This window comes from Janthinobacterium sp. GW821-FHT03C10 (assembly GCF_059420865.1).
The window spans coordinates 698394-718668 of sequence record NZ_JBWKUN010000002.1; the positions used below are offsets into that span (position 1 = coordinate 698394).

A 20275-nucleotide genomic window follows, 5' to 3' on the forward strand; every position below is an offset into this window, starting at 1 on the left:
GCCCCGTTCGAGTTACTATTTGTAACACTCCCATCCATTATCTTCCAATGGAAATCGGCACTCTCCCGCAAACCGCCGGCATTCCAGGAAACGGTGTATTTTTATCAATGAGTAAAACAAGCTGCGCATGCCTGCCTTCAGAGCGTTGTTTTTAGATGACACCTGCTGTGTGGCGCAGCAGCGCGGCAAGCGCGGCCATCGGGCATGATTGCCCCGCGCGCCGCCGAGACGGAAAACCCAAAACAACCGCTATCCACATATTGCCAGCACATGGCGACGGCAATGCGCCCGCATGCGTCGGCGGCGATTAAAGCGGCTGCGCAGCAAAGGCAATACAGAGCGATTGCTTTATGCCAGTTCCCGCAGGCAGATTCAACTCCGGCGGCGCTGTTTTGGCAGCATGAGAAAAGAATGGGCCGATCAACCATACTGGCACCGGCATGCGCGCCGCGTGAAGGGCCGTGGCGATGGGCGCGCCCGGAGGCAAGGTCTTGTGGCCGCCAGCACCAACATGAGCATGGTGCCGAGGGCAACGCTGGCGATGCGGCAAGGCGCCGCATGCAGGAAGGGGGCCGAAGCGGGCAGATGACCCCGGCCACCACGGCACCCTTAAAACACCCAGAGTTTATCGGCCGGCATGTGCAGCCAGTACTTGCCCGCTTCGAGCTTGTGGCGCGAATACGCGCGCAGGCTGATGTTCTCGGCGCCGCCGCGCTCGAACAGGCATTCCCAGCGGTCGCCCAGGTACATGCACGTCAGCAGCGGCAACTCGATGGCGTTGTCCACCTGCGTGGCGCTGATCTTCACTTCCTCGACGCGTATCATGGTCGTCACTTGCGTGCCCACGTTGGCGCCGCGCGCCACGCCCTGCATGGAGGCGCCGTCGACCAGCAGGCGCACGGCGCTGCCGTCGCGCTGCACCACCTTGCCGGGCAGGCGGTTGTTGCTGCCCATGAATTCGGCTGTAAACAGGGTGTCCGGCGTTTCATACATGCTTTGCGGCGTGCCCTGCTGCTCGATCTTGCCGTTATTGAGCAACAGGATGCGGTCGGAAATGGCCATCGCCTCGCCCTGGTCATGCGTCACCATCAGCGCGGACAGGCCCAGGCGCACGATCAGTTCACGCAGGAAGGCGCGCGCTTCCTCGCGCAGCTTGGCGTCCAGGTTCGACAGCGGTTCGTCGAGCAGGATCACGGGCGGGTTGTACACCAGCGCGCGGGCGATCGCCACGCGCTGCTGCTGGCCGCCGGACAGCTGGTGCGGATAGCGTTCGCCCAGGTGCCCCAGGCCCAGCTGCGTCAGCACTTCCTTGATGCGCGCGGCGATTTCCGTGCTGCTCATCTTGCGCAGTTTGAGGCCGTAGGCGACGTTGTCGAACACGGTCTTGTGCGGCCACAACGCGTACGACTGGAACACCAGTCCCAGGTTGCGGTGCTCGGCCGGCATCTCGAAGTGCTGCGCGCCGTCGAAGACATTGCGCTCGCCGATCTGGATCGTGCCCGCCTTCGGGCTTTCCAGTCCGGCTACGGCGCGCAGCAAGGTGGTCTTGCCGCTGCCCGAAGGCCCCAGCAGGGCGACCACTTCGCCTTTTTTCAGATGCATCGAGACACCCTTCAGGATCTGGTTGGCGGAGGCGCCGGTGCCGTAGTCCAGGTGCAGTTCATTGACGGTCAGTTCATTCATGATGTGGTCTCAGTCTATTCTTAGTTATGCAGCTCAGTTGTGTAACTTCACGCCGAAGCGCAGCGCGATTCCCAGGCCGATGGCCACCAGGGTGATATTGATGAAGGACAGCGCCGCCACCAGGTCGGTCGAGCCGCCCGCCCACAGCGACACCAGCATGGCGCCGATCACTTCCGTGCCCGGCGAGAGCAGGTACACGCCCGTCGAATATTCGCGCTCGAAGATCAGGAACACCATCAGCCAGGCGCCCAGCAAGCCGTACTTGATCAGCGGCAGGGTGACGTCGCGCGTCACCTGGCCGCGGCTGGCGCCGACGGCGCGCGCCGCCTCTTCCAGCTCCGGCCCCACCTGCAGCAGCGCCGTGGAAATGAGGCGCATGCCGTAGGCCATCCACACCACCGAATACGCGAGCCACAGGGCGAAGATCGTCGAGCGCAGTTCGCGCAGCACGGGAATCACGTGGCCGCTCAGCCACAGGGCCACGCCGTTGTCCATGCCTTTCAATATGCCGTCGAGCCAGGCCGGCACGAACAGGAACACCCACAGGAACGACAGGCCGGCCAAGAGGCCCGGCACGGCGCGCGGCACCAGCACGCTGTAATCGAGCAGGCGCGTGATGCCGTCCGCCTTGCGGTGCATGGCCAGCGCGATGAAGCTGTAGCAGCCCACGGCCAGCGCGCCGCCGACGACGCCGATCAGGATGGTGTTGACGATGCCGCGCACCAGCGACGGCTGGTCGAAAATGTCGCGGAAATGCTGCAGGGTCAAGACGTCGGCCAGGTGCACGCCCTCGCCCCAGTACTGCACGAAGGAGCGCAGCACGATACCCGTCAACGGCAGGATGATGGTGAAGATCAGCCAGCCGGCCAGCAAGGCGAACGCCAGCCACTTCCAGCGGCCCAGCGGCATGGCCTTGCTGCGCGCGCCCTTGCCCTTGATCGATACATACTTGTTGGCCGATTTCAGCAGCCAGCGCTGTATCATCACCAGCGGCATGGTCACCATCACCAGGCAGACGGCGACGGCGGCCATCAGGTGGTAGGACGGGGTACCGAGCTTGTTCGTCAGCTTGTACAGATAGGTCGGCAGCACCAGGTGGCCTTCCGGATCACCGAGCACCAGCACCAGGCCGAACACCTCGAAGCCGAGGAAGAACACCAGCACGCCCGCATACGCCAGGGCCGGCATGATCATCGGCAGCGACACATTGAGCATCACCTGCACCGGCGAGGCGCCGGCCACGCGGGCCGCCTCCTCCACGTCCGAACCCAGGCTTTTCAGCGCCGACGAGGCGTACAGGTAGACGTGCGGCACGTGCGTCAGGCCGGCGATGATGACGATGCTGGTGAACGAATAAATATTCCAGGGCACGAAGCCGAGCAGCTCCTTGGCCCAGATCGAATAGAAACCCACGGGGCCCATCGAGACGACGTAGCCAAAGCCCATCACCATCGGCGACACAAAGATCGGCACCAGCAGCATGGGCGCCACCCAGCCGCGGCCCGGCAGGTCCGTGCGCACCATCAGGAAGGCCAGCATGCCGCCCAGCGGCACGGCGATCACCGTCAGGCCGCAGGCGAGCATCAGGCCATTCTTGAAGGCCATGGAGAAATCGGGATCATCGAAGATGAAACGGTAAGAGTCAAAGCCGAATTCGCGCACGGGCATGAAAAACGGCGCGTTCAGAAAGCTCTGGTAAAAAATCAGGAACAGCGGCAGGAAAATGGCGACCAGCGTGATCGCCACGACCACGCCGCGCGGCCAGTTCAGGCGAGACAAGGGAGAGCGCGACCGTGCAGGCAGCGGCAAGATGGCAGTTTGCATGATGAATCCAATGAATGAAGGGTGCGGCATCCGTCCGCGGGCATGTGCCTGCGGACGGCCAGGACGGCCTGGGTACGATTCCTACTTTTTGCCGGCGGTCTCTTTCCACTGCTTCAGGAAGGCCATGCGCTTGGCAGGTCCCAAAAATTGCAGGATGATCGGATGCACGGGAATCGGCTTGACGTTGGCCGCGCCGATTTCCTTGATCAGGTCGGCCGATGTCGTTTCGCCCGTCACGTCGGCGCGGATGGCGAACAGCTTGGCGCCGTTGGCGATGATGGTCTGGCCGCGGTGCGACAGGATGTAGTCGAGCCACAGCTTGCTGGCGTTGACGTTCTTCGCATTCTTGTTGATGAACTGCACGCGCGACAGGATCAGGGTGTAATCCTTGGGCAGCACCACGCCGATCGACGGGTCGGTCTTGGCGCGCACCAGGGCGTAGGAACCCAGCACGTTATAGCCGATCAGGTTTTCACCCGACGAAATGCGCTCCATCATGGTGCCCGTCGACGACTGCACGCGCACCTTGGCCACGCCAAACGCATTTTGCAGCGCCAGGAATTGCGGATACTCCTTGGCGTCCTGCGACATGAACATGAAGCCCACGCCCGACTTTTCGATGTCGTAGGTGGTGACCTTGTCCTTGAACTTCGGCGTGGCGATCAGCTTGGCGAAATCGTCATGGTTCTTCGGCACTTCCTTCGGGTCGAGCAGGCGCTTGTTGTAGACGATGGCGGCCGGCTCGAACGTGGTGCCGTAGGCCTGGTCGTCCCACATGGCCCAGCCGGGGATCTTCGCCGCTTCGACCGACTTGTATTTCAGGGCGTAGCCGTCGGAGGCCAGGCGCATCTGCAAGTCCATCGCCGACGACCACATCACGTCGGCCGTATTGCCGCCGGCGGCCACTTCGGAAATGAAGCGGTTGTACACTTCGGTGGAATTCATGTCGTTGTATTCGACCGAGATGCCCGGATACAGCGTGCTGAAATCCTTGATCAGCGGCGCGGCCGCCTTGCTGTCGGTGGCGCTGTAGATCACCACCTTGCCTTCCTTCTTGGCCGCGTCGATGATCTTCTGGTAGTCGGCAGGATAACCTGCCGGCACCTGGGCGAAAGCGGCGCCGGCGGTACCCGCGAAAGCGGCGGCCAGGGCGATGGCGAGAATGGTCTTGGTTTGCATGGTTTGTCTCCGTCTGTGATTGTTGTATGGTTTGCTATTGGTTTCAGCGCATCAGGCCCAGTTCGGCGGCCTGCCTGGAATAGCGCTCGACTGCCTGGTTCACGTACTGCGTCAATTTGTCGCCCGTCAGCGCGAACGGATACATGCCCGCCTGCGTGCGCCACTGGGCAAACTGCGGCGTGGCCATGGCGCGATCAAAACTGGCCACCCAGCGCTGATAATCCGCCTCCGGCACCTGTGGCCCCATCCACACGCCGCGGATGATGGGCCACACCACGTCGATGCCCTGCTCGCGCGCCGTCGGCACGCCCGCCAGCACGCCGGGCAGGCGCTTTTCCGACAGCACGGCCAGCACGCGCGCATGGCTGTCGCCCGCGTTCAGGGTCGCTTCCGACGTGTCGCCCGACATCACCTGCACGTAATCGGCCTGCATCGCCGTGAATATCTCGCCGCCGCCTTCCAGCGCCACGAAGCGCAGCACTTTCGGGTCGATGCCGGCCTGGCGCGCCACCAGCGCCATCTTCAGCCAGTCCTGGCTGCCGATGGTGCCGGACACGCCGATCAGTACCTTGTCGGGGTGGCGCTTGAGCGCGGCGATCAGGTCAGCCAGGGTCTTGTAGGGGGAGTCGCTGCGCACGGCGATCATGCCGTAGTCGGCGCCCAGCGCCGCCACCCAGCGCACGTCGCCCGTCTTGGCGTTGCCGAACTTGCCCTGCGCCAGGTTCAGCAGCGAGCCGCCCGAAAACACCACCAGGGTGTTGGCCTCGGCACGCCGGCGCTGCGAGCCCATCGAGCGCCACGCCACCGCACCGATGCCGCCGGGCAGATAGCTGATGCGCACAGAGGACGCGAACGGCGCCGCCGCCGCCGGATCGGGCTGCAGCAGCCCTTTCTGCGCCAGCTTGCAGGTCAGGTCCATGGCGCCGCCCGGCTTGGACGGCACCACGCAGTCGACTTCAGGCGCGGCGGCTGTTGCCGGCGCGGGCAGCTGCGCGGACAACAGCAGCAGCGGCAGGAACGCGGTGCGCAGCATCGTCATGGCTTAGAAGCGGTGCTGGATGCCGGCGATCAGGCCGCGCTGCGTGTCGCCGAAACCGGCGTCGTCACGCGACAGGCTGACCAACTGGTTGTGCTTGGCCTTGGCGTAGGCGCCGGCCACGTACAGGTCGGTGCGCTTGGACAGGGCATAGCGCACGCGCGCCACGTACATGATCGGATCGGCATCGAGGTTGGCGGCCACGTTTTTCACGTCCTGGTAGTAGATCACGCCCGTCAGGGTGATCACCGGCGTGGTCTTGTAGCTGACGCCGCCCCAGTACAGGGTACCGCGCACGTCGGCCTTGCCGGAGGCAGCCGGATCGAGCTTGTAGTCGCGCGCCGCCGCCTGCACTTTCCACGGGCCGTCGTCATACATGGCGCCCAGGTGGTACACGCTGGTCTTGTCGCGCGCGCCGCCGGCGATGGCGTTGCCGTTCACCCGCTCATACGTGGCCAGCAGGCTGACAGGACCCGTCTTGTAGGTGACGGCCGTGGACAGCTTGGCGCTGTCCGAGCTGCCCGTCGACTGTTCGCCGAAGCCGTATGATGCGCCGTAGCTGAAGTCGCCCGTCTTGCCCGAGTACTTGACCATGTTGTCGAAGGCCGTCGTCATGCCGTACTTGCTCGGGCCCGTCGCGTTGGCCGAGGTGGCCCACGAATAGAAAGGCGCATAGGCCATCGGATCGAACGGCAGCACGAAGTCGTACACGGTGGTAAACGAGCGGCCCAGCACGACGCGGCCAAACGCGCCTTCCAGGCCCACGTTGGCCTGGCGCTTGAACAGCGCGCCGTCGGCCGCGCCCGTATCGACCAGGATGCCGCCTTCCAGATTGAAGACGGCTTTCAGGCCGCCGCCCAGGTCTTCGCTGCCCAGGATGCCCCAGCGCGAGGTGTTCATGCCGCCGGAACTCACCTGCGTCATCGAGCTTTTGTTCGGACCGGCGTTGCTGGTGTTGCTGATGCCGGCGTCCAGGCGGCCGTACAGGGTGACGTTCGACTGGGCGTGGGCGCTGCCGGCCATGGCGAGTAACGCCATGGCGGCCAGCGGGAATGCGGATTTCTTCATGTAGAGTGTCTCCCTTAGATATAGTTATTGGTGATATGCCTGATCAACTTCATGAATCAGGATCACACTATATGATCGCGATCCTTTCAATTCGCTTTCAGACTGACAGGTGTCGCCGGACAGCCACAAGGGGAACAGACATATTCATCGCCGCCCCTGTCGGTGCGGCGCCGGCGGGCTTACACTGTATCGTTTCAAACGAATGGCGGAGACCATGCGCATATTATTAGTGGAAGACCATCTGGAGCTGTCGCACTGGCTGGCAAAGGCCCTGCGCGACGCGCACCTGACGGTGGAGACCGCCCACAACGGCGCCGATGCCGACGCCCTGCTGCATACGCAGGAGTATTCGCTGGTGCTGCTCGACCTGACCTTGCCGAAGATGGACGGCCTGGACGTGCTGCGCCGCCTGCGCGCGCGCGGCGGCACGCGCGGCAAGACTCCCGTCATGATACTCACGGCGCGCGGCGGCCTCGATGAAAAAGTGCAGGGCCTGAACCTGGGCGCGGACGACTACATGGCCAAGCCGTTCGAACTGGCCGAACTGGAAGCGCGCGTAAAAGCCCTGCTGCGCCGCAGCCAGGGCAACGAAGCGCTCGTGCACACCTGCGGCGCCCTCAGTTTCGACACCGTCACGCGCATGTTCAGCTATCGCGGAGCGGCGCTGGCGCTGACGCCGCGCGAACACGCCGTGCTCGAAGCGCTGATCACGCGCTCCGGGCGCGCCGTGTCGAAGGAAAAGCTGTTCGACGAAGTCTTCGCGCTGGCCGACGACGCCAACCTGGACGCCATCGAACTGTATATCCACCGCGTGCGCAAGAAACTGGAAAGCGGCGTGGAAACCGGTTCGCCCGACGGCGCCGTCATCACCACCCTGCGCGGCATCGGCTACCTGCTGCAGCCGCGCAGCGCGATGGCCCCCGCCGCGTCAAAATGACCGTGCGCGCCCCACGCCCGCCCCTGTTCGAGCGCCTGCGCCGGCGCTGGGCGCAGGGGCGGCCGCTGGGCAGCCTGCGCAGCCAGCTGCTGCGCTGGCTGCTCATCCCGCTGGTGATGCTGGTGCTGCTCGACGCCGTCTTTGTGTACCGCAACGCGCTCGACGCGGCCGACATGGCCTACGACCGCTCCCTGCTGGCGTCGACGCGGGCACTGGCCGAACGCGTCTCCATCGTCGGCGGCAAGGTGGTGGCCGAAGTGCCCTACGTGGCGCTCGACAGCTTCGAGACCGACACCCTGGGCCGCATCTACTACAAGGTCACGGGCATCAACGGCGAGCTCGTGTCGGGCTACGGCGACTTGCCGCCCGTGCCGAAGAACGTGCCCCGCTCGCAGAATTATCCGGCCCTGGTGCGCTTCTACCATGCCGACTACCACGGCAAGCCGATCCGCATCGCCGCCCTGCTGCAACCCGTGTATGACGACTCGATGCGCGGCATCGCCCTGATCCAGGTGGCCGAAACGCTGGACGCGCGGCGCGGCCTGTCGAACCAGATCCTGTTCGACACCCTGATCTGGCAGGCGGCGATGGTGCTGGTGATGGGCGCCCTCGTGTGGTTTGCCGTGCGCCTGGTGCTGCGCCCGCTGATGCGCTTGAAAATGGAAGTCGAGACGCGCACCCTGTCCGACCTGTCCGACGTCGATCCCACCCTGGTGCACAAGGAAATGCGCCCCCTGGTGAGCGCCATGAACGGTTCCATGTCGCGCCTGCAGCAGCTGATCGCCAGCCAGCGCCGCTTCATCGCCGACGCCTCGCACCAGCTGCGCACGCCGTTGACGGTGCTGAAAACCCAGGCCGAACTGGCCATGCGCGAATGCGACCGCCAGGCGGGCGCGCCGCCGGACGCCGCCGCCCTGCGCGACATCGTGCGCTCGATCGCCGTCACCACCGATTCGACCGTGCTGCTGGCCAACCGCCTGCTGACCCTGGCGCGCATCGAGCATGGCGGCGACAGCCTGGCCATGGACACGGTCGCGCTGCGCGACGTGGCGCAGCAGGTGGGACTGGAAATGGCCATGGCCGCCGTCGGCAAGCATATCGACCTGTCGCTGGAAGCGCCCGACGAAGCGCCCGTGCATGGCCAGGCCCTGCTGCTGCATGAACTGGTGGCCAACCTGGTCGACAACGCCCTGCGCTACACGCCGCAGGGCGGCAGCGTGATCCTGCGCGTGCGCGCGGCGCAGGCAGCGAACGGACGCGAGCACGGCGCCGTACTGGAAGTGGAAGATAGCGGCAAGGGCATCCCGCCGGCCGAGCGCGAACGCGTGTTGACGCCGTTCTACCGGGTCGGCGCGGCGCTCGAGAGCAACCCGGGCGGCGCCGGCCTGGGCCTGGCCATCGTGCGCGACATCGCCGCCCTGCACGGCGCGCGGCTGGAACTGGCCACGGCGGCGAATGGGCATGGATTGAAGGTCAGCGTGCATTTCGGCGGCGCAGCATGAGATACCAGACAGATATGTCTTCGATATTCAACGTTGCACAAAAACAACAAGTACATTATTTGTAATATTTTTTAAATAATTGCCTTACGTAAACATATTCATCCCTATACAATTCGGCTCCCATTAAGCGGCGAGACAGTCTCCCCGCATTAATTATCTAGGATTAATATGAAAAAGCAATTGTTCGCAGTAGTCGTTGGCGCCGCCCTGGCATTCCCTTTGTTTGCGCAAGCTGAAAACATTTATGTCGGCGCGAATGTCGGCCGTTCGGAATTGAAATTGTCGGGTGACGAAATTTCGGGCAAAGAAAACAAAACCGGTTTTAAAGTCTACGCTGGTTACGACTTCACGCCTAACTTCGGCGCAGAAGCCGGCTACGTCAATTTCGGCAAACTGAAAGAAAGCGAAGGCAAGGAATCGCTGAGCATGGAAACCAGCGCTATCTACGCAGCAGCAACGGGTACGCTGCCACTGAACGAACAGTTCTCGCTGTTTGCAAAAGTTGGCGTTACTCAAAACCACACCAAAGCTAAATTGAACCTGATCGGTTTCAACGCCAGCGAATCGAAAAACAAAACCGCCGCCCTGTTTGGCATCGGCGCTGCTTACAACATCAATAAAAACCTGTCGGCAGTTGCTGAATATGAGAACTTCGGTAAAACGATGAGCCAGGATGGCATGAAACTGAAAGCCGACCTGCTGTCGATCGGCCTGCGCTACAAGTTCTAATTCACGCTCGCGCGAATCAGAATCAAGCCGTTTTTAACGGCTGATAAAAAAACCGGCATACTGAACTGACCCCACATAGTTGGACGGTTTAGTTTGCTAGGTTGCCCAGGGCTGAGTTCTGTATTGCACGGGACTCAGCCCTTTTAGCTTGAGCTTGATGCGGTCGTGATTATAGTAGTGGATGTACTTTTTGATGCCGCGTTATAGTTCATCGACGCTGCCGAACTTGTTCAGATAGAAGAACTCTGTCTTGAGCACAGCGAAGAAGCATAAGCCGGCATTCGGTATTGCCAGCCTTGATCCGAATGCACGATGGGCCTCTCATCGTGCGCTTTTTCAAAGCCTTCCTGAGCATGCTGCCAACCAATGCGAACTCTGGATGCCTTGAGGTCTCAAATGCAATGATTTCACCGTTGTACAAATCCATGACCGGCGAGAGGTACAGCTTCTCGCCGCGCACCTTGAACTCCGTCACATCCGTCACCCATTTTTGATTGGCGCCATTGGCTTCGAAGCATCGCTTCAGGATATGCGGCGCTGCTTGTCCGACCTCTCCTTTGTACGACCGATACTTTTTGGGCCGTACCAGCGACTTGAGGCCGAGCTTGCGCATCAGGCTTTGAACGGTCTTGTGGTTGACCTTCTCGCCCAATTGTCTGATGGCCAAAGTGATGCGCCGGTAGCCATACCGCCCCTTGTGGCGAGCATAGATGGCAGCGATCTGCTTCTTCAGTCCTGCATATTTGTCACATGCCTGGGCTGCTTTCTGCTGATAGTAGAAGGTACTGCGTGGTATGCCAGCGAGCTCAAGCAATGCGCTCAACGGGAAATACTGCCTTAGCTCAGTAACTACTTGCGTTTTTTGCGCATTGTCGTACTCTGCCGCTTCTGCGCTTGAGCTAAGGCTTCTAACTTTTTTAGGTAAGCTACCTCCATGCGCAATTGGTTGACCTCAGCGACCAATTCGTCGTGGGTGCGTTCTGCGGGATCCGGAAGGGATTCGGACGGCTCTGTAGGTGGTAGTAAGGGTATTTGCTTGGGCTTTCCACGTGTGCGTGGAATCAGGGCTTCTAGACCACCGCTATGATAGCAGCGCTCCCAATGACTGATGATGCCGCGATTGCGGATATTGAATACGGCAGCGACTTGCCAGCAAGACAAATCAGCGGACCACATATGCTGCAACACAGAGAGCTTGAACTCTGCAGTGTAATGGCTGAACTTTTTTACCAGACCGTCAATGCCATGCGCTGCATGCAATTTAATCCACAATCTCACAGTTGAATGATGAAGATTGTGCTTGTCGGCAATCTGTTTATACCCCACAGAACCGGACAAATATTGCTCGATAATGCTGAGTTTAAATTGCTCACTGTACTTCGACATGAAAAAACCCAAAAGTTGGTGTCCAACTTTTGGGGTTCAGTTCATACAGCCGGTTTTTTTATGGGCGAATGGCGTGCAGGCGGCATGGGTGCTAAGATCGCGCCCTGATATTTCAAGGAAGGCATCGCCATGATGACCAAAGAAGATGTGACCGAACTGTTTGCCAATATCGCCGAGAACGCGCCCTGGGACCTGTCCCAGCCGCTGCTGTGGGGCTATTACTTCACCAACCCGACCTCCAAACCGCTGGAACAGGCCGCCACCCTGCTGGCGCTGCAGGGCTACCGCCCCGTGGAACTGTACCAGCCGGAACTCGACGATCCGGCGGCACCGCCCGTGTGGGTGCTGCACGTGGAAAAGGCCGAAGTGCACGGCGTCGACAGCCTGCACGCGCGCAATGGCGAACTGATGGCATTTGCGCAGGACAAGCAACTGGCCAGCTATGACGGCATGGACGTGGGCCCCGTCGGTACGGCGGCGTAATCCGACGACATCACGCATAAAAAAACGGCGCCCGCGGGCGCCGTTCTGCATGGATCGCTGAAAACTCAGCTGAGGTTTTCCAGGCGGATCTTGGTGACCGTGCCCACCACGCTATGCAAGGCTTCCATCTTCTCGATGGCGGCCGTGACGTTCTTTTCCTGCGTCTGGTGCGTCAGCATGATGATGTCCGTGTGCGTCTCGCCCTCGGCCGGCTCTTTTTGCAGCATGGCGTCGATCGAGATGCCGCGTTCGGCCAGGATGCGCGTCAGGTCGGCCAGCACGCCCGGCTGGTCGGCCACGTGCATGCGCAGGTAGTAGCTGGTGGTAATTTCCGACATCGGCAAGATCGCGATATCGGTCATCGCGTTCGGCTGGAACGCCAGGTGCGGCACGCGGTGTTCCGGATCGGCCGTGGCCAGGCGGGTGATGTCGACCAGGTCGGCGATCACCGACGAAGCGGTCGGCTCGGCGCCCGCGCCGCGGCCCGAGTACAGGCTGGCGCCGACGGCGTCGCCATGCACCAGCACCGCGTTCATGGCGCCTTCCACGTTGGCGATCAGGCGCTTGGCCGGGATCAGGGTCGGATGCACGCGCAGCTCGATGCCTTCCACGCCGTTGACGGTGGCGCGCTTGGTGATGCCCAGCAGCTTGATGCGGTAGCCCAGCTGCTCGGCATAGCGGATGTCGACGGCATTGAGGTTGCTGATGCCTTCCACGTAGGCCTTGTCGAACTGCACCGGGATGCCGAAGGCGATGGCCGACATGATGGTGGCCTTGTGCGCGGCGTCCACGCCTTCGATGTCGAACGTGGGGTCGGCTTCCGCGTAGCCGAGTTCCTGCGCCTGTTTCAGCACGGTGGCGAAATCGAGGCCCTTGTCGCGCATTTCGGACAGGATGAAATTGGTGGTGCCGTTGATGATGCCGGCGATCCATTCGATGCGGTTGGCCGTCAAGCCTTCGCGCAGCGCCTTGATGATGGGGATGCCGCCGGCGACGGCCGCCTCGAAGGCCACCATCACGCCCTTGTCCTGGGCGGCGGCGAAGATTTCGTTGCCGTGCACGGCCAGCAGGGCCTTGTTGGCCGTGACCACGTGCTTGCCGTTGGCGATGGCCTGCATCACCAGGGTTTTCGACAGGTCGTAGCCGCCGATCAGTTCGACGACGATGTCGATCTCGGGATCGTTGACGATCAGGTAGGGGTCATTGACGACCTTGCAGCCGCCGGCGACCAGCGCTTCGGCGCGCGCCACGTCGCGCACGGCAACGGCGACGACGTCAATGCCGCGGCCCGCGCGGCGCTTGATTTCTTCCTGGTTGCGTTTCAGGACGCTGAACGTGCCGTAACCGACATTGCCCAGGCCCAGCAGGCCGATCTTGATGGATTTCATAGTTGTGCTTGACTGCTCATAAGTGGCGCCCCCTTGGGCGGCGCCAGGTTGATCGAGATTGCTGCTGCTGGCTTTCAGCCCCGGCCGTGACGCTTGCGATAGCCTTCGAGGAAGCGCGCAATGCGCCCCATGGCCTCGGTCAGGTCATCGGAGTTGGGCAGGAAGACGACGCGGAAATGGTCGGGCGCGATCCAGTTGAAGCCCGTGCCCTGCACGATCAGGACCTTGGCTTCGGCCAGTAATTCATAGGCAAACTGCTGGTCGTCGGCGATCGGGTAGATCTCCGGGTCCAGGCGCGGGAACATGTACAGCGCGGCCTTCGGCTTGACACAGGTGACGCCCGGAATGTCGGTCAGCAGCTTGTGCGCCAGATCGCGCTGTTTCAACAGGCGCCCGCCGGGCCCCACCAGGTCTTGTATGCTCTGGTAGCCGCCAAGTGCCGTCTGGATGGCAAACTGCCCCGGCGCGTTGGCGCATAGCCGCATCGAGGCCAGCATGTTGAGGCCCTCGATGTAATCTTTGGCGTGACGCTTTTCGCCCGAGACCACCATCCAGCCGGAACGGTAGCCGCAGGAGCGGTAATTCTTCGACAGGCCGTTCATGGTAATGAACAGCACGTCGTCGGCCAGCGAGGCGATCGACACGTGCTCGGCTTCGTCGTACAGCACCTTGTCGTAGATCTCGTCGGCGAAAATGATCAATTGATGCTGGCGCGCCAGTTCGACGATCTGCAGCAGCACGGAAACCGGGTACAGCGCGCCGGTGGGATTGTTCGGGTTGATGACGACGATGGCCTTGGTCTGCGGCGTGATCTTGCGGCGCATGTCCTCGATGTCGGGATACCATTCGTTCTGCTCGTCGCACACATAATGCACGGGATTGCCGCCCGACAGGCTGACGGCGGCCGTCCACAGCGGGTAATCGGGCGCCGGCACCAGCACTTCGTCGCCACTGTTGAGCAGGGCGTTCATCGACATGACGATCAGTTCGGAAGCGCCATTGCCCAGGTAAATGTCATCAATGGTCACGCCGGCGATATTCTTGCCTTGCGTGTAGTGCATGACGGCCTTGCGCGGCGCGAACATGCCTTTCGAGTCCGTATAGCCGGCCGCGTTCTGCAGATTGAGCATCATGTCGCGCACGATCTCGTCGGGCGGATCGAAGCCGAATACGGCCAGGTTGCCGATATTGAGCTTGGTGATCTTGTGGCCTTCTTCTTCCATTTGCCTGGATTTTTCCAGGACCGGGCCGCGGATGTCGTAGCAGACGTCCGCCAATTTATTCGATTTCTGAATCGGTCGCAAAATAAATCCCTGTCGTGATGCGGCGCGGAGACTTGAGCTTGCAGCGTGGCCGCCGCGCCAGAACTATGAACCCGTGAAACTGCGATGCGAAAGACTGCAAGGCGAAAACAACCATTCTCGCCGAAAACAGGCCATTTTATCAAATTAAACATGGCGAACTGCAGCATTTGACGCCGATTCTGCCACGCCGGCGCATCGGTAAGCCCATCCGGCGGCCGCCATCTTCATCTTCCCTTAATCTTGCGCCATTACCATGGCGCAGGCAGGCAGCGTCACTGTGGCGCCGAACATTGCAATTTGGAAAGGATGTTGCTTTTCAGTCGCTCTTTTCTGTCATTTATGGCATGCTTACGCCCTTGGCCGCGGCACCCAGTTTGGCCGCGCGCGCACCGATCAACCGACACGACCAGCCCCGATATCGCCATGAAACTCCACGCCAGCAGCACCCAACAATACCAGACTGTCACCGGCTATGACGAAAACGGCGTCGAGATCAATGCCCAGCCATACAACTACAGCCTGATCGTCATGCCGGAAATGGCGCCACGGGCGTGGGAAGTGGACAGTTTCGAACAATTGAACGAGGCGCATTTCGCGCAGATCCTGGCCGATACGCCCGACGTGGTCATCCTCGGCACGGGCGAGCGCCAGCGCTTCGTGCACCCGAAGCTGACGGCCGCGCTGACCATGCGCCGCATCGGCGTCGAATGCATGGATAGCCAGGCCGCCTGCCGCACCTACAATATCCTCATGGGCGAAGGCCGCAAGGTCACCCTGGCCCTGATCCTGGCCCCGGCCGCAGGCAAGGCCGCATGAAAATCAATGTCAACGAACTGCACTCGTCGCGGGTGCTGATGTGGTCCCTGCTGGGCATCTTCATCGTCGTCACCCTGTATGCGCTGGGCGTGCGCACCCTGGTGCCGCCCGACGAGGGCCGCTACGCCGAGATGGCGCGCGAAATGTTCGTCACGGGCGACTGGATCACCACGCGCCTGAACGGCATCAAGTACTTTGAAAAGCCGCCGCTGCAAACCTGGATGAATGCGCTGACCTTCGCCGCCTTCGGCCTGGGCGAGTGGCAGGCGCGCCTGTGGACTGGCCTGTGCGGCATCATCGGCGTGTGCATGACGGCCTATGCGGGCAAGAAGGTCTTCGGCCCCCGCGTGGGCCTGTACGCGGGCCTGGTGCTGGCGTCGAGCCTGTTCTGGCTCGCTTCCGGGCAGATCAATTCGCTGGACATGGGCCTGTCGGGCATGATGACGATTACCCTGGGCAGCCTGCTGATCGCCCAGCGCGACGACGCCACGGCGACGGAGCGGCGCAACTGGATGCTGGCCTGCTGGGCCGGCATGGCGCTGGCCGTGCTGGCCAAGGGCCTGATCGGCATCGTGCTGCCGGGCGCCGTGCTGGTGCTGTATTCGCTGTGCGCGCGCGACTGGCGCATCTGGACGCGTTTGCACCTGGTCAAGGGCTTGCTGGTCTTTTTCGCCATCGCCGCGCCCTGGTTCGTGCTGGTGGCCCTGCGCAATCCGGAGCAGCCGCATTTCTTCTTCATCCACGAGCATTTCCAGCGCTTCCTGATGAAGGGGCACAAGCGCGAAGGCGCCTGGTACTATTTCCTCGTGCTGCTCATTCCCGGCATCCTGCCCTGGATAGGCGTGCTGCCGCAAAGCCTGGCCGCCGCCTTCCAGCGCCAGCCGGGCGCCTTCCAGCCGCGCTTAATGCTGCTGGTCTGGGCCGTCTTCATTTTCTTCTTCTTCAGCTATTCGACCTCGAAGCTGCCCGGCTATATCGTGCCGATCTTCCCGGCGCTGGCCTTGCTGGTGGCGCTGTACCTGGAATCGGCATCGCGCCGCCAGCGCCTGTTCGCCGCCGGCCTGCTGTGCGTGCTGGGCGCGGCCATCCTGATCGGCGGGCCGATCGCCTTCGGCAAGGCCAGCGCGCGCGATCCGGCGGCACTGATCGCATTGAAAGGCTACCAGCCATGGCTGATGGCGGCCGGCTTCTTCGCCCTGGCCGGCGGCGCCCTGGCCCTGCTGCATGCGCGCCAGCTGCGCCGCGACATGACCGTGCTGACGATCGCCGGCGCCGGCTTCCTGGCCACGCACTGCATCCTGGCCGGCTCCGAACTGTATGGCCAGAACCGCGCGGGCAGCGACATGCTGCCGCAGATCCAGGCCGAACTGAAGGCCGATACCAAGCTCTATTCGGTCGGCATCTATGAACAGTCGCTGACGTATTACCTGCAGCGGCCCGTGATCCTCGTCGATTACTGGGATGAATTCACGTTTGGCCTGAAACAGCAGCCGGAACTGTCGATCCCGACCATCGAGCCGTTCATCACGCAGTGGACGAACGATGCCAACGCCGGCGTGCACGACATGGCCATTATCAGCCTGAACCGTTACAAGGAATTGCAACAGCGTGGCGTGCCCATGCGCGTCATTGCCGAGGATGCGCGCCGCATGGTCATTGCCAACAAATAGATGGAGAACCGGGGCGCGAAGCAGCACGGATCGCGCCCCCGGCCGGCTTGCCCCGCCCCGCAGCGGCAGGATTTTTCACCGCCGAGGGGGCCGCGCCGCCCTATGAACGATATAAAATAGCCATGCCTGCCGGCGGTGTTTGACCGCACCGGCAGCCTCGGCGACACCGACACCCGACACCATACCGACCCAAGAACCGCGCCCCATGACCTCTACCCTGCCCTTTTTGCCTTTTTCCAAACCCACCATCGATGAAGCGACCATCGCCGCCGTCGGCGAGGTGCTGCGCTCGGGCTGGATCACCAGCGGCCCGAAGGTGCAAGCCTTCGAAGCCCAGCTGTCCGAGTATTTCGGCGGGCGTCCCGTGCGCACCTTCAATTCGGGCACGTGCACCATGGAAATCGCGCTGCGCATCGCCGGTGTCAAGCCCGGCGACGAAGTCATCACCACGCCCGTGTCGTGGGTCGCGACGGCGAACGTCATCATCGAAGTGGGCGCCACGCCCGTGTTTGCCGATATCGATCCCGTCACGCGGAATATCGACCTCGACAAGCTGGAAGCGGCCATCACCCCGCGGACGAAAGCCATCATCCCCGTCTACCTGTCCGGCTTGCCCGTCGACATGGACCGCCTGTACGCGATTGCCGAGAAGTACAAGCTGCGGGTCGTGGAGGACGCGGCGCAGGCGTTCGGCTCCAGCTGGAAAGGCAAGCGCATCGGCGCGTTCGGCGACTTCGTCTCGTTCAGCTTCCAGGCCAACAAGAACATCACCACGGGCGAAGGCGGCTGCCTCGTCCTGAACAACCTGGAAGAAGCGAAACTGGCCGAGAAATACCGGCTGCAGGGCGTCACGCGCAGCGGCGTGGACGGCATCGACGTCGATGTGCTGGGCGGCAAATACAACATGAGCGACATCATGGCCGCCATCGGCCTGGGCCAGTTCGCCAATATCGACGCCATCACGGCCCACCGCCGCGCGCTGGCGCGCCACTATTTCGCGCAGTTCGGCAGCGACTTCGAAGCGGCCAGCGGCGCCCGGCTGCCCGTGCAGGACTTTGAAAACAGCAACTGGCACTTGTTCCAGATCATCCTGCCCGACAACGGCCCCGGCACGCGCGCCGCGTTCATGCAGGCCATGGCGCAGCAAAACGTGGGAACGGGCTATCATTACGCACCGATCCACCTGTTTACCATGTACCGCGAACGCGGCTTTACCGAGGGCATGTTCCCCGTCTCGGAAAAGATCGGCCGCCTGACCGTGACCTTGCCGATGTTCTACGCCATGACGACACAGGACGTGGAACGCGCCGTCGCCACCGTCAAATCCATTCTCATCAAGTGAGCAGCGCGCCGATGAAACCTGAACTGTCCATTATCATTCCGATCTACAACGAACAGGATGGCCTGGCCAGCCTGTTCGCCCGCCTGTATCCGGCCCTCGACGCCTTGCAGACGAGCTACGAGATCATCTTCATCAATGATGGCAGCCGCGACAATTCGGTGGCCATCCTGGCGGAACAGTTCCGCCAGCGCCCCGACGTCACGCGCGTCGTCTTATTCAATGGCAATTATGGCCAGCATATGGCCATCCTGGCCGGCTTTGAAGCTTCGCGCGGGCAGATCATGGTCACGCTCGACGCCGACCTGCAGAACCCGCCAGAAGAAATCGGCAACCTGGTGGCAAAGATGCGCGAAGGCTACGATTATGTGGGCTCGATCCGGCGCAAGCGGCAAGATTCCGCCTGGCGCACCCTGGCCTCGAAGATGATGAACCGCCTGCGCGAGCGCATCACCAACATCAAGATCACGGACCAGGGCAACATGCTGCGCGCGTATGGCCGCAATGTGATCGACCTGGTCAACCAGTGCGCCGAGGTCAACACCTTCGTCCCCGCCCTGGCCTACACGTTTGCCCGCAAGCCGACGGAAATCACCGTCGAACACGAGGAACGGGCCGCCGGCGAGTCGAAATACTCGCTGTACAGCCTGATCCGCCTCAATTTCGACCTGGTCACGGGCTTTTCGCTGATTCCCCTGCAAATCTTTTCGATGCTGGGCATGCTGCTGTCGGTCAGCTCCGCCCTGCTGGTGATCTATTTGCTGGTGCGCCGCTTCCTGCTGGGCGCCGAGGCGCAAGGCGTGTTCACCCTGTTCGCCATCGCCTTCTTCCTGATGGGCGTGATCCTGTTCGGCATCGGCCTGGTGGGCGAATACGTGGGACGCATCTTCCAGCAAGTGCGTGCACGGCCCCGCTACGTGGTGCAAACCATCTTGCAGGACGGCATGACCCAGGCGGAAGCCGAGGCGCCATCGTACGTGCGCCTGGAAAAGCGCCAGGTGGGCCGCTGATGGGCGCCCCCCGCGCCGTCGTCTTCGGCTACCACAACGTGGGCGTGCGCTGCATCAAGGTGCTGCTGGCCGGCGGCGTCGATATCGCCCTGGTCGTCACGCACGAAGACAGTCCCACGGAAAACCTGTGGTTCGAATCCGTCGCCAGCCTGTGCCAGGCCGAAGGCATCCCGTACATCACGCCTTCGGACGCGCGCGCGCCCGACCTGCTGGCGCGGGTGCAGGCGGCCAGACCGGACATGCTGTTCAGCTTTTACTACCGCCACATGTTGCCCGCCAGCATTCTGGAAGTCGCGCCCGCCTACAATATGCACGGTTCGCTGCTGCCGCAGTTCCGCGGCCGCGCGCCCGTCAACTGGGCCGTGCTGCATGGCGCCACGGAGACGGGCGCCACCCTGCATGAAATGACGGTCAAGCCGGACGCCGGTGCCATCGTGGCGCAAACAGCCGTGCCCATCCTGCCCGACGACACGGCATTCGAAGTCTTCGGCAAGGTCACCGTGGCGGCGGAACAAACGCTGTGGGGCGTGCTGCCGGCCTTGCTGGACGGCACGGCGCCGCGCCAGCTCAACGATTTGCGCCAGGGCGGCTATTTTGGCGGCCGCACGCCGGAAGACGGCCGCATCGACTGGAAGTTACCCGCGCAGCAGGTGTACAACCTGCACCGGGCCGTCGCGCCCCCGTATCCCGGCGCCTTCACCGAAGTCAACAATGTTATTTACACCATCGAAAAAGCCCGTTTGAGCAAGCATTCCGCAGGAAGTTTGCCACCGGGCTTGGCGGTAGTGGATAATTGCATCTTTGGCGTCTGCGGAGACGGCCGCATGCTGGCCATTTCCGCGCTGAGGGCTGCCGGGGAGCCGATTTCGGCTCAGCAATTGCAAGCAAGTCTGACCACCCGCGTCAGCACACACTGATATC

16 protein-coding genes and 1 pseudogene are annotated in these 20275 nt (G+C 62.4%); 9 read left to right on the forward strand and 8 right to left on the reverse strand.

Annotated elements, in window-relative coordinates; translation table 11 throughout:
• Positions 1-609: 609 nt before the first annotated feature.
• From AC07VH_RS11085 to AC07VH_RS11105, 5 genes are all read right to left on the reverse strand, one after another.
• Positions 610-1683 carry an ABC transporter ATP-binding protein gene (locus AC07VH_RS11085; protein WP_494789434.1) on the reverse strand — a complete coding sequence of 358 codons (1074 nt, stop codon included), beginning with the start codon at positions 1681-1683 and terminating at the stop codon, positions 610-612.
• 33 nt (positions 1684-1716) lie between these two features.
• A complete protein-coding gene (locus AC07VH_RS11090) occupies positions 1717-3507 on the reverse strand; it encodes an ABC transporter permease (protein WP_475415543.1) in 1791 nt (596 codons plus the stop codon).
• Between the two features lie 81 nt (positions 3508-3588).
• Positions 3589-4686 (reverse strand): ABC transporter substrate-binding protein, encoded by a 1098-nt coding sequence (locus AC07VH_RS11095; protein ID WP_489630203.1) that lies wholly within the window; start codon positions 4684-4686, stop codon positions 3589-3591.
• A 43-nt stretch (positions 4687-4729) separates the two neighbouring features.
• Positions 4730-5725 carry a Bug family tripartite tricarboxylate transporter substrate binding protein gene (locus AC07VH_RS11100; protein WP_475415545.1) on the reverse strand — a complete coding sequence of 332 codons (996 nt, stop codon included), beginning with the start codon at positions 5723-5725 and terminating at the stop codon, positions 4730-4732.
• A 3-nt stretch (positions 5726-5728) separates the two neighbouring features.
• Positions 5729-6790 (reverse strand): porin, encoded by a 1062-nt coding sequence (locus tag AC07VH_RS11105; protein WP_475415546.1) that lies wholly within the window; start codon positions 6788-6790, stop codon positions 5729-5731.
• Positions 6791-7004: 214 nt separating this feature from the next.
• Here AC07VH_RS11105 and AC07VH_RS11110 point away from each other — a divergent pair, with 214 nt between their 5' ends.
• The 3 genes from AC07VH_RS11110 (at position 7005) to AC07VH_RS11120 (ending at position 9958) form a co-directional block, all read left to right on the forward strand.
• Positions 7005-7727 carry a response regulator gene (locus tag AC07VH_RS11110; RefSeq protein ID WP_475415547.1) on the forward strand — a complete coding sequence of 241 codons (723 nt, stop codon included), beginning with the start codon at positions 7005-7007 and terminating at the stop codon, positions 7725-7727.
• On the forward strand, positions 7724-9229 hold the full coding sequence (locus AC07VH_RS11115) for a sensor histidine kinase N-terminal domain-containing protein (RefSeq protein ID WP_494789435.1): 1506 nt from the start codon (positions 7724-7726) through the stop codon (positions 9227-9229). The genes AC07VH_RS11110 and AC07VH_RS11115 overlap by 4 nt, the downstream gene beginning before the upstream one ends.
• 168 nt (positions 9230-9397) lie before the next feature.
• The gene (locus tag AC07VH_RS11120; RefSeq protein WP_489630200.1) at positions 9398-9958 is read left to right on the forward strand and encodes an outer membrane beta-barrel protein; all 561 of its coding nucleotides are present in this window, start codon (positions 9398-9400) and stop codon (positions 9956-9958) included.
• 96 nt (positions 9959-10054) lie between these two features.
• On the opposite strand, the pseudogene AC07VH_RS11125 reads toward AC07VH_RS11120, so the two are convergent.
• A pseudogene (locus AC07VH_RS11125) lies at positions 10055-11344 on the reverse strand (IS3 family transposase).
• Between the two features lie 129 nt (positions 11345-11473).
• Between AC07VH_RS11125 and AC07VH_RS11130 the strand changes: the two are divergent.
• Positions 11474-11827: a ribonuclease E inhibitor RraB gene (locus AC07VH_RS11130; RefSeq protein ID WP_494789578.1), complete on the forward strand. Its 354-nt coding sequence runs from the start codon at positions 11474-11476 to the stop codon at positions 11825-11827.
• Between the two features lie 65 nt (positions 11828-11892).
• On the opposite strand, the gene AC07VH_RS11135 is transcribed toward AC07VH_RS11130, so the two are convergent.
• The gene (locus tag AC07VH_RS11135) at positions 11893-13215 is read right to left on the reverse strand and encodes a homoserine dehydrogenase (protein ID WP_489630199.1); all 1323 of its coding nucleotides are present in this window, start codon (positions 13213-13215) and stop codon (positions 11893-11895) included.
• Positions 13216-13289: 74 nt separating this feature from the next.
• Positions 13290-14519, reverse strand: a complete 1230-nt coding sequence (locus tag AC07VH_RS11140) for a pyridoxal phosphate-dependent aminotransferase (protein WP_034750427.1) — start codon at positions 14517-14519, stop codon at positions 13290-13292.
• A gap of 423 nt (positions 14520-14942) precedes the next feature.
• Between AC07VH_RS11140 and AC07VH_RS11145 the strand changes: the two genes are divergently transcribed.
• From AC07VH_RS11145 to AC07VH_RS11165, 5 genes are all read left to right on the forward strand, one after another.
• Positions 14943-15335, forward strand: coding sequence for an Mth938-like domain-containing protein (locus tag AC07VH_RS11145; protein WP_494789579.1), 393 nt, complete (start codon positions 14943-14945; stop codon positions 15333-15335).
• The gene (locus AC07VH_RS11150) at positions 15332-17005 is read left to right on the forward strand and encodes a glycosyltransferase family 39 protein (RefSeq protein ID WP_475415551.1); all 1674 of its coding nucleotides are present in this window, start codon (positions 15332-15334) and stop codon (positions 17003-17005) included. The genes AC07VH_RS11145 and AC07VH_RS11150 overlap by 4 nt, the downstream gene beginning before the upstream one ends.
• A gap of 205 nt (positions 17006-17210) precedes the next feature.
• Positions 17211-18347: a DegT/DnrJ/EryC1/StrS family aminotransferase gene (locus AC07VH_RS11155; protein WP_494789580.1), complete on the forward strand. Its 1137-nt coding sequence runs from the start codon at positions 17211-17213 to the stop codon at positions 18345-18347.
• A gap of 11 nt (positions 18348-18358) precedes the next feature.
• Positions 18359-19354, forward strand: coding sequence for a glycosyltransferase (locus AC07VH_RS11160; RefSeq protein ID WP_326456826.1), 996 nt, complete (start codon positions 18359-18361; stop codon positions 19352-19354).
• The gene (locus AC07VH_RS11165; RefSeq protein WP_475415553.1) at positions 19354-20271 is read left to right on the forward strand and encodes a formyltransferase; all 918 of its coding nucleotides are present in this window, start codon (positions 19354-19356) and stop codon (positions 20269-20271) included. Before AC07VH_RS11160 ends, AC07VH_RS11165 begins: the two co-directional genes overlap by 1 nt.
• Positions 20272-20275: the final 4 nt, after the last annotated feature.

Excerpts from the sequence above, each read along its gene's own strand:
- AC07VH_RS11135 (WP_489630199.1), bottom strand. The coding sequence starts at position 13,215 with ATGAAATCCATCAAGATCGGCCTGCTGGGCCTGGGCAATGTCGGTTAC.
- AC07VH_RS11090 (WP_475415543.1), bottom strand. The coding sequence starts at position 3,507 with ATGCAAACTGCCATCTTGCCGCTGCCTGCACGGTCGCGCTCTCCCTTG.
- AC07VH_RS11160 (WP_326456826.1), top strand. The coding sequence starts at position 18,359 with ATGAAACCTGAACTGTCCATTATCATTCCGATCTACAACGAACAGGAT.
- AC07VH_RS11100 (WP_475415545.1), bottom strand. The coding sequence starts at position 5,725 with ATGACGATGCTGCGCACCGCGTTCCTGCCGCTGCTGCTGTTGTCCGCG.
- AC07VH_RS11150 (WP_475415551.1), top strand. The coding sequence starts at position 15,332 with ATGAAAATCAATGTCAACGAACTGCACTCGTCGCGGGTGCTGATGTGG.
- AC07VH_RS11120 (WP_489630200.1), top strand. The coding sequence starts at position 9,398 with ATGAAAAAGCAATTGTTCGCAGTAGTCGTTGGCGCCGCCCTGGCATTC.
- AC07VH_RS11095 (WP_489630203.1), bottom strand. The coding sequence starts at position 4,686 with ATGCAAACCAAGACCATTCTCGCCATCGCCCTGGCCGCCGCTTTCGCG.
- AC07VH_RS11155 (WP_494789580.1), top strand. The coding sequence starts at position 17,211 with ATGACCTCTACCCTGCCCTTTTTGCCTTTTTCCAAACCCACCATCGAT.
- AC07VH_RS11085 (WP_494789434.1), bottom strand. The coding sequence starts at position 1,683 with ATGAATGAACTGACCGTCAATGAACTGCACCTGGACTACGGCACCGGC.
- AC07VH_RS11145 (WP_494789579.1), top strand. The coding sequence starts at position 14,943 with ATGAAACTCCACGCCAGCAGCACCCAACAATACCAGACTGTCACCGGC.
- AC07VH_RS11130 (WP_494789578.1), top strand. The coding sequence starts at position 11,474 with ATGATGACCAAAGAAGATGTGACCGAACTGTTTGCCAATATCGCCGAG.
- AC07VH_RS11165 (WP_475415553.1), top strand. The coding sequence starts at position 19,354 with ATGGGCGCCCCCCGCGCCGTCGTCTTCGGCTACCACAACGTGGGCGTG.
- AC07VH_RS11105 (WP_475415546.1), bottom strand. The coding sequence starts at position 6,790 with ATGAAGAAATCCGCATTCCCGCTGGCCGCCATGGCGTTACTCGCCATG.
- AC07VH_RS11115 (WP_494789435.1), top strand. The coding sequence starts at position 7,724 with ATGACCGTGCGCGCCCCACGCCCGCCCCTGTTCGAGCGCCTGCGCCGG.
- AC07VH_RS11110 (WP_475415547.1), top strand. The coding sequence starts at position 7,005 with ATGCGCATATTATTAGTGGAAGACCATCTGGAGCTGTCGCACTGGCTG.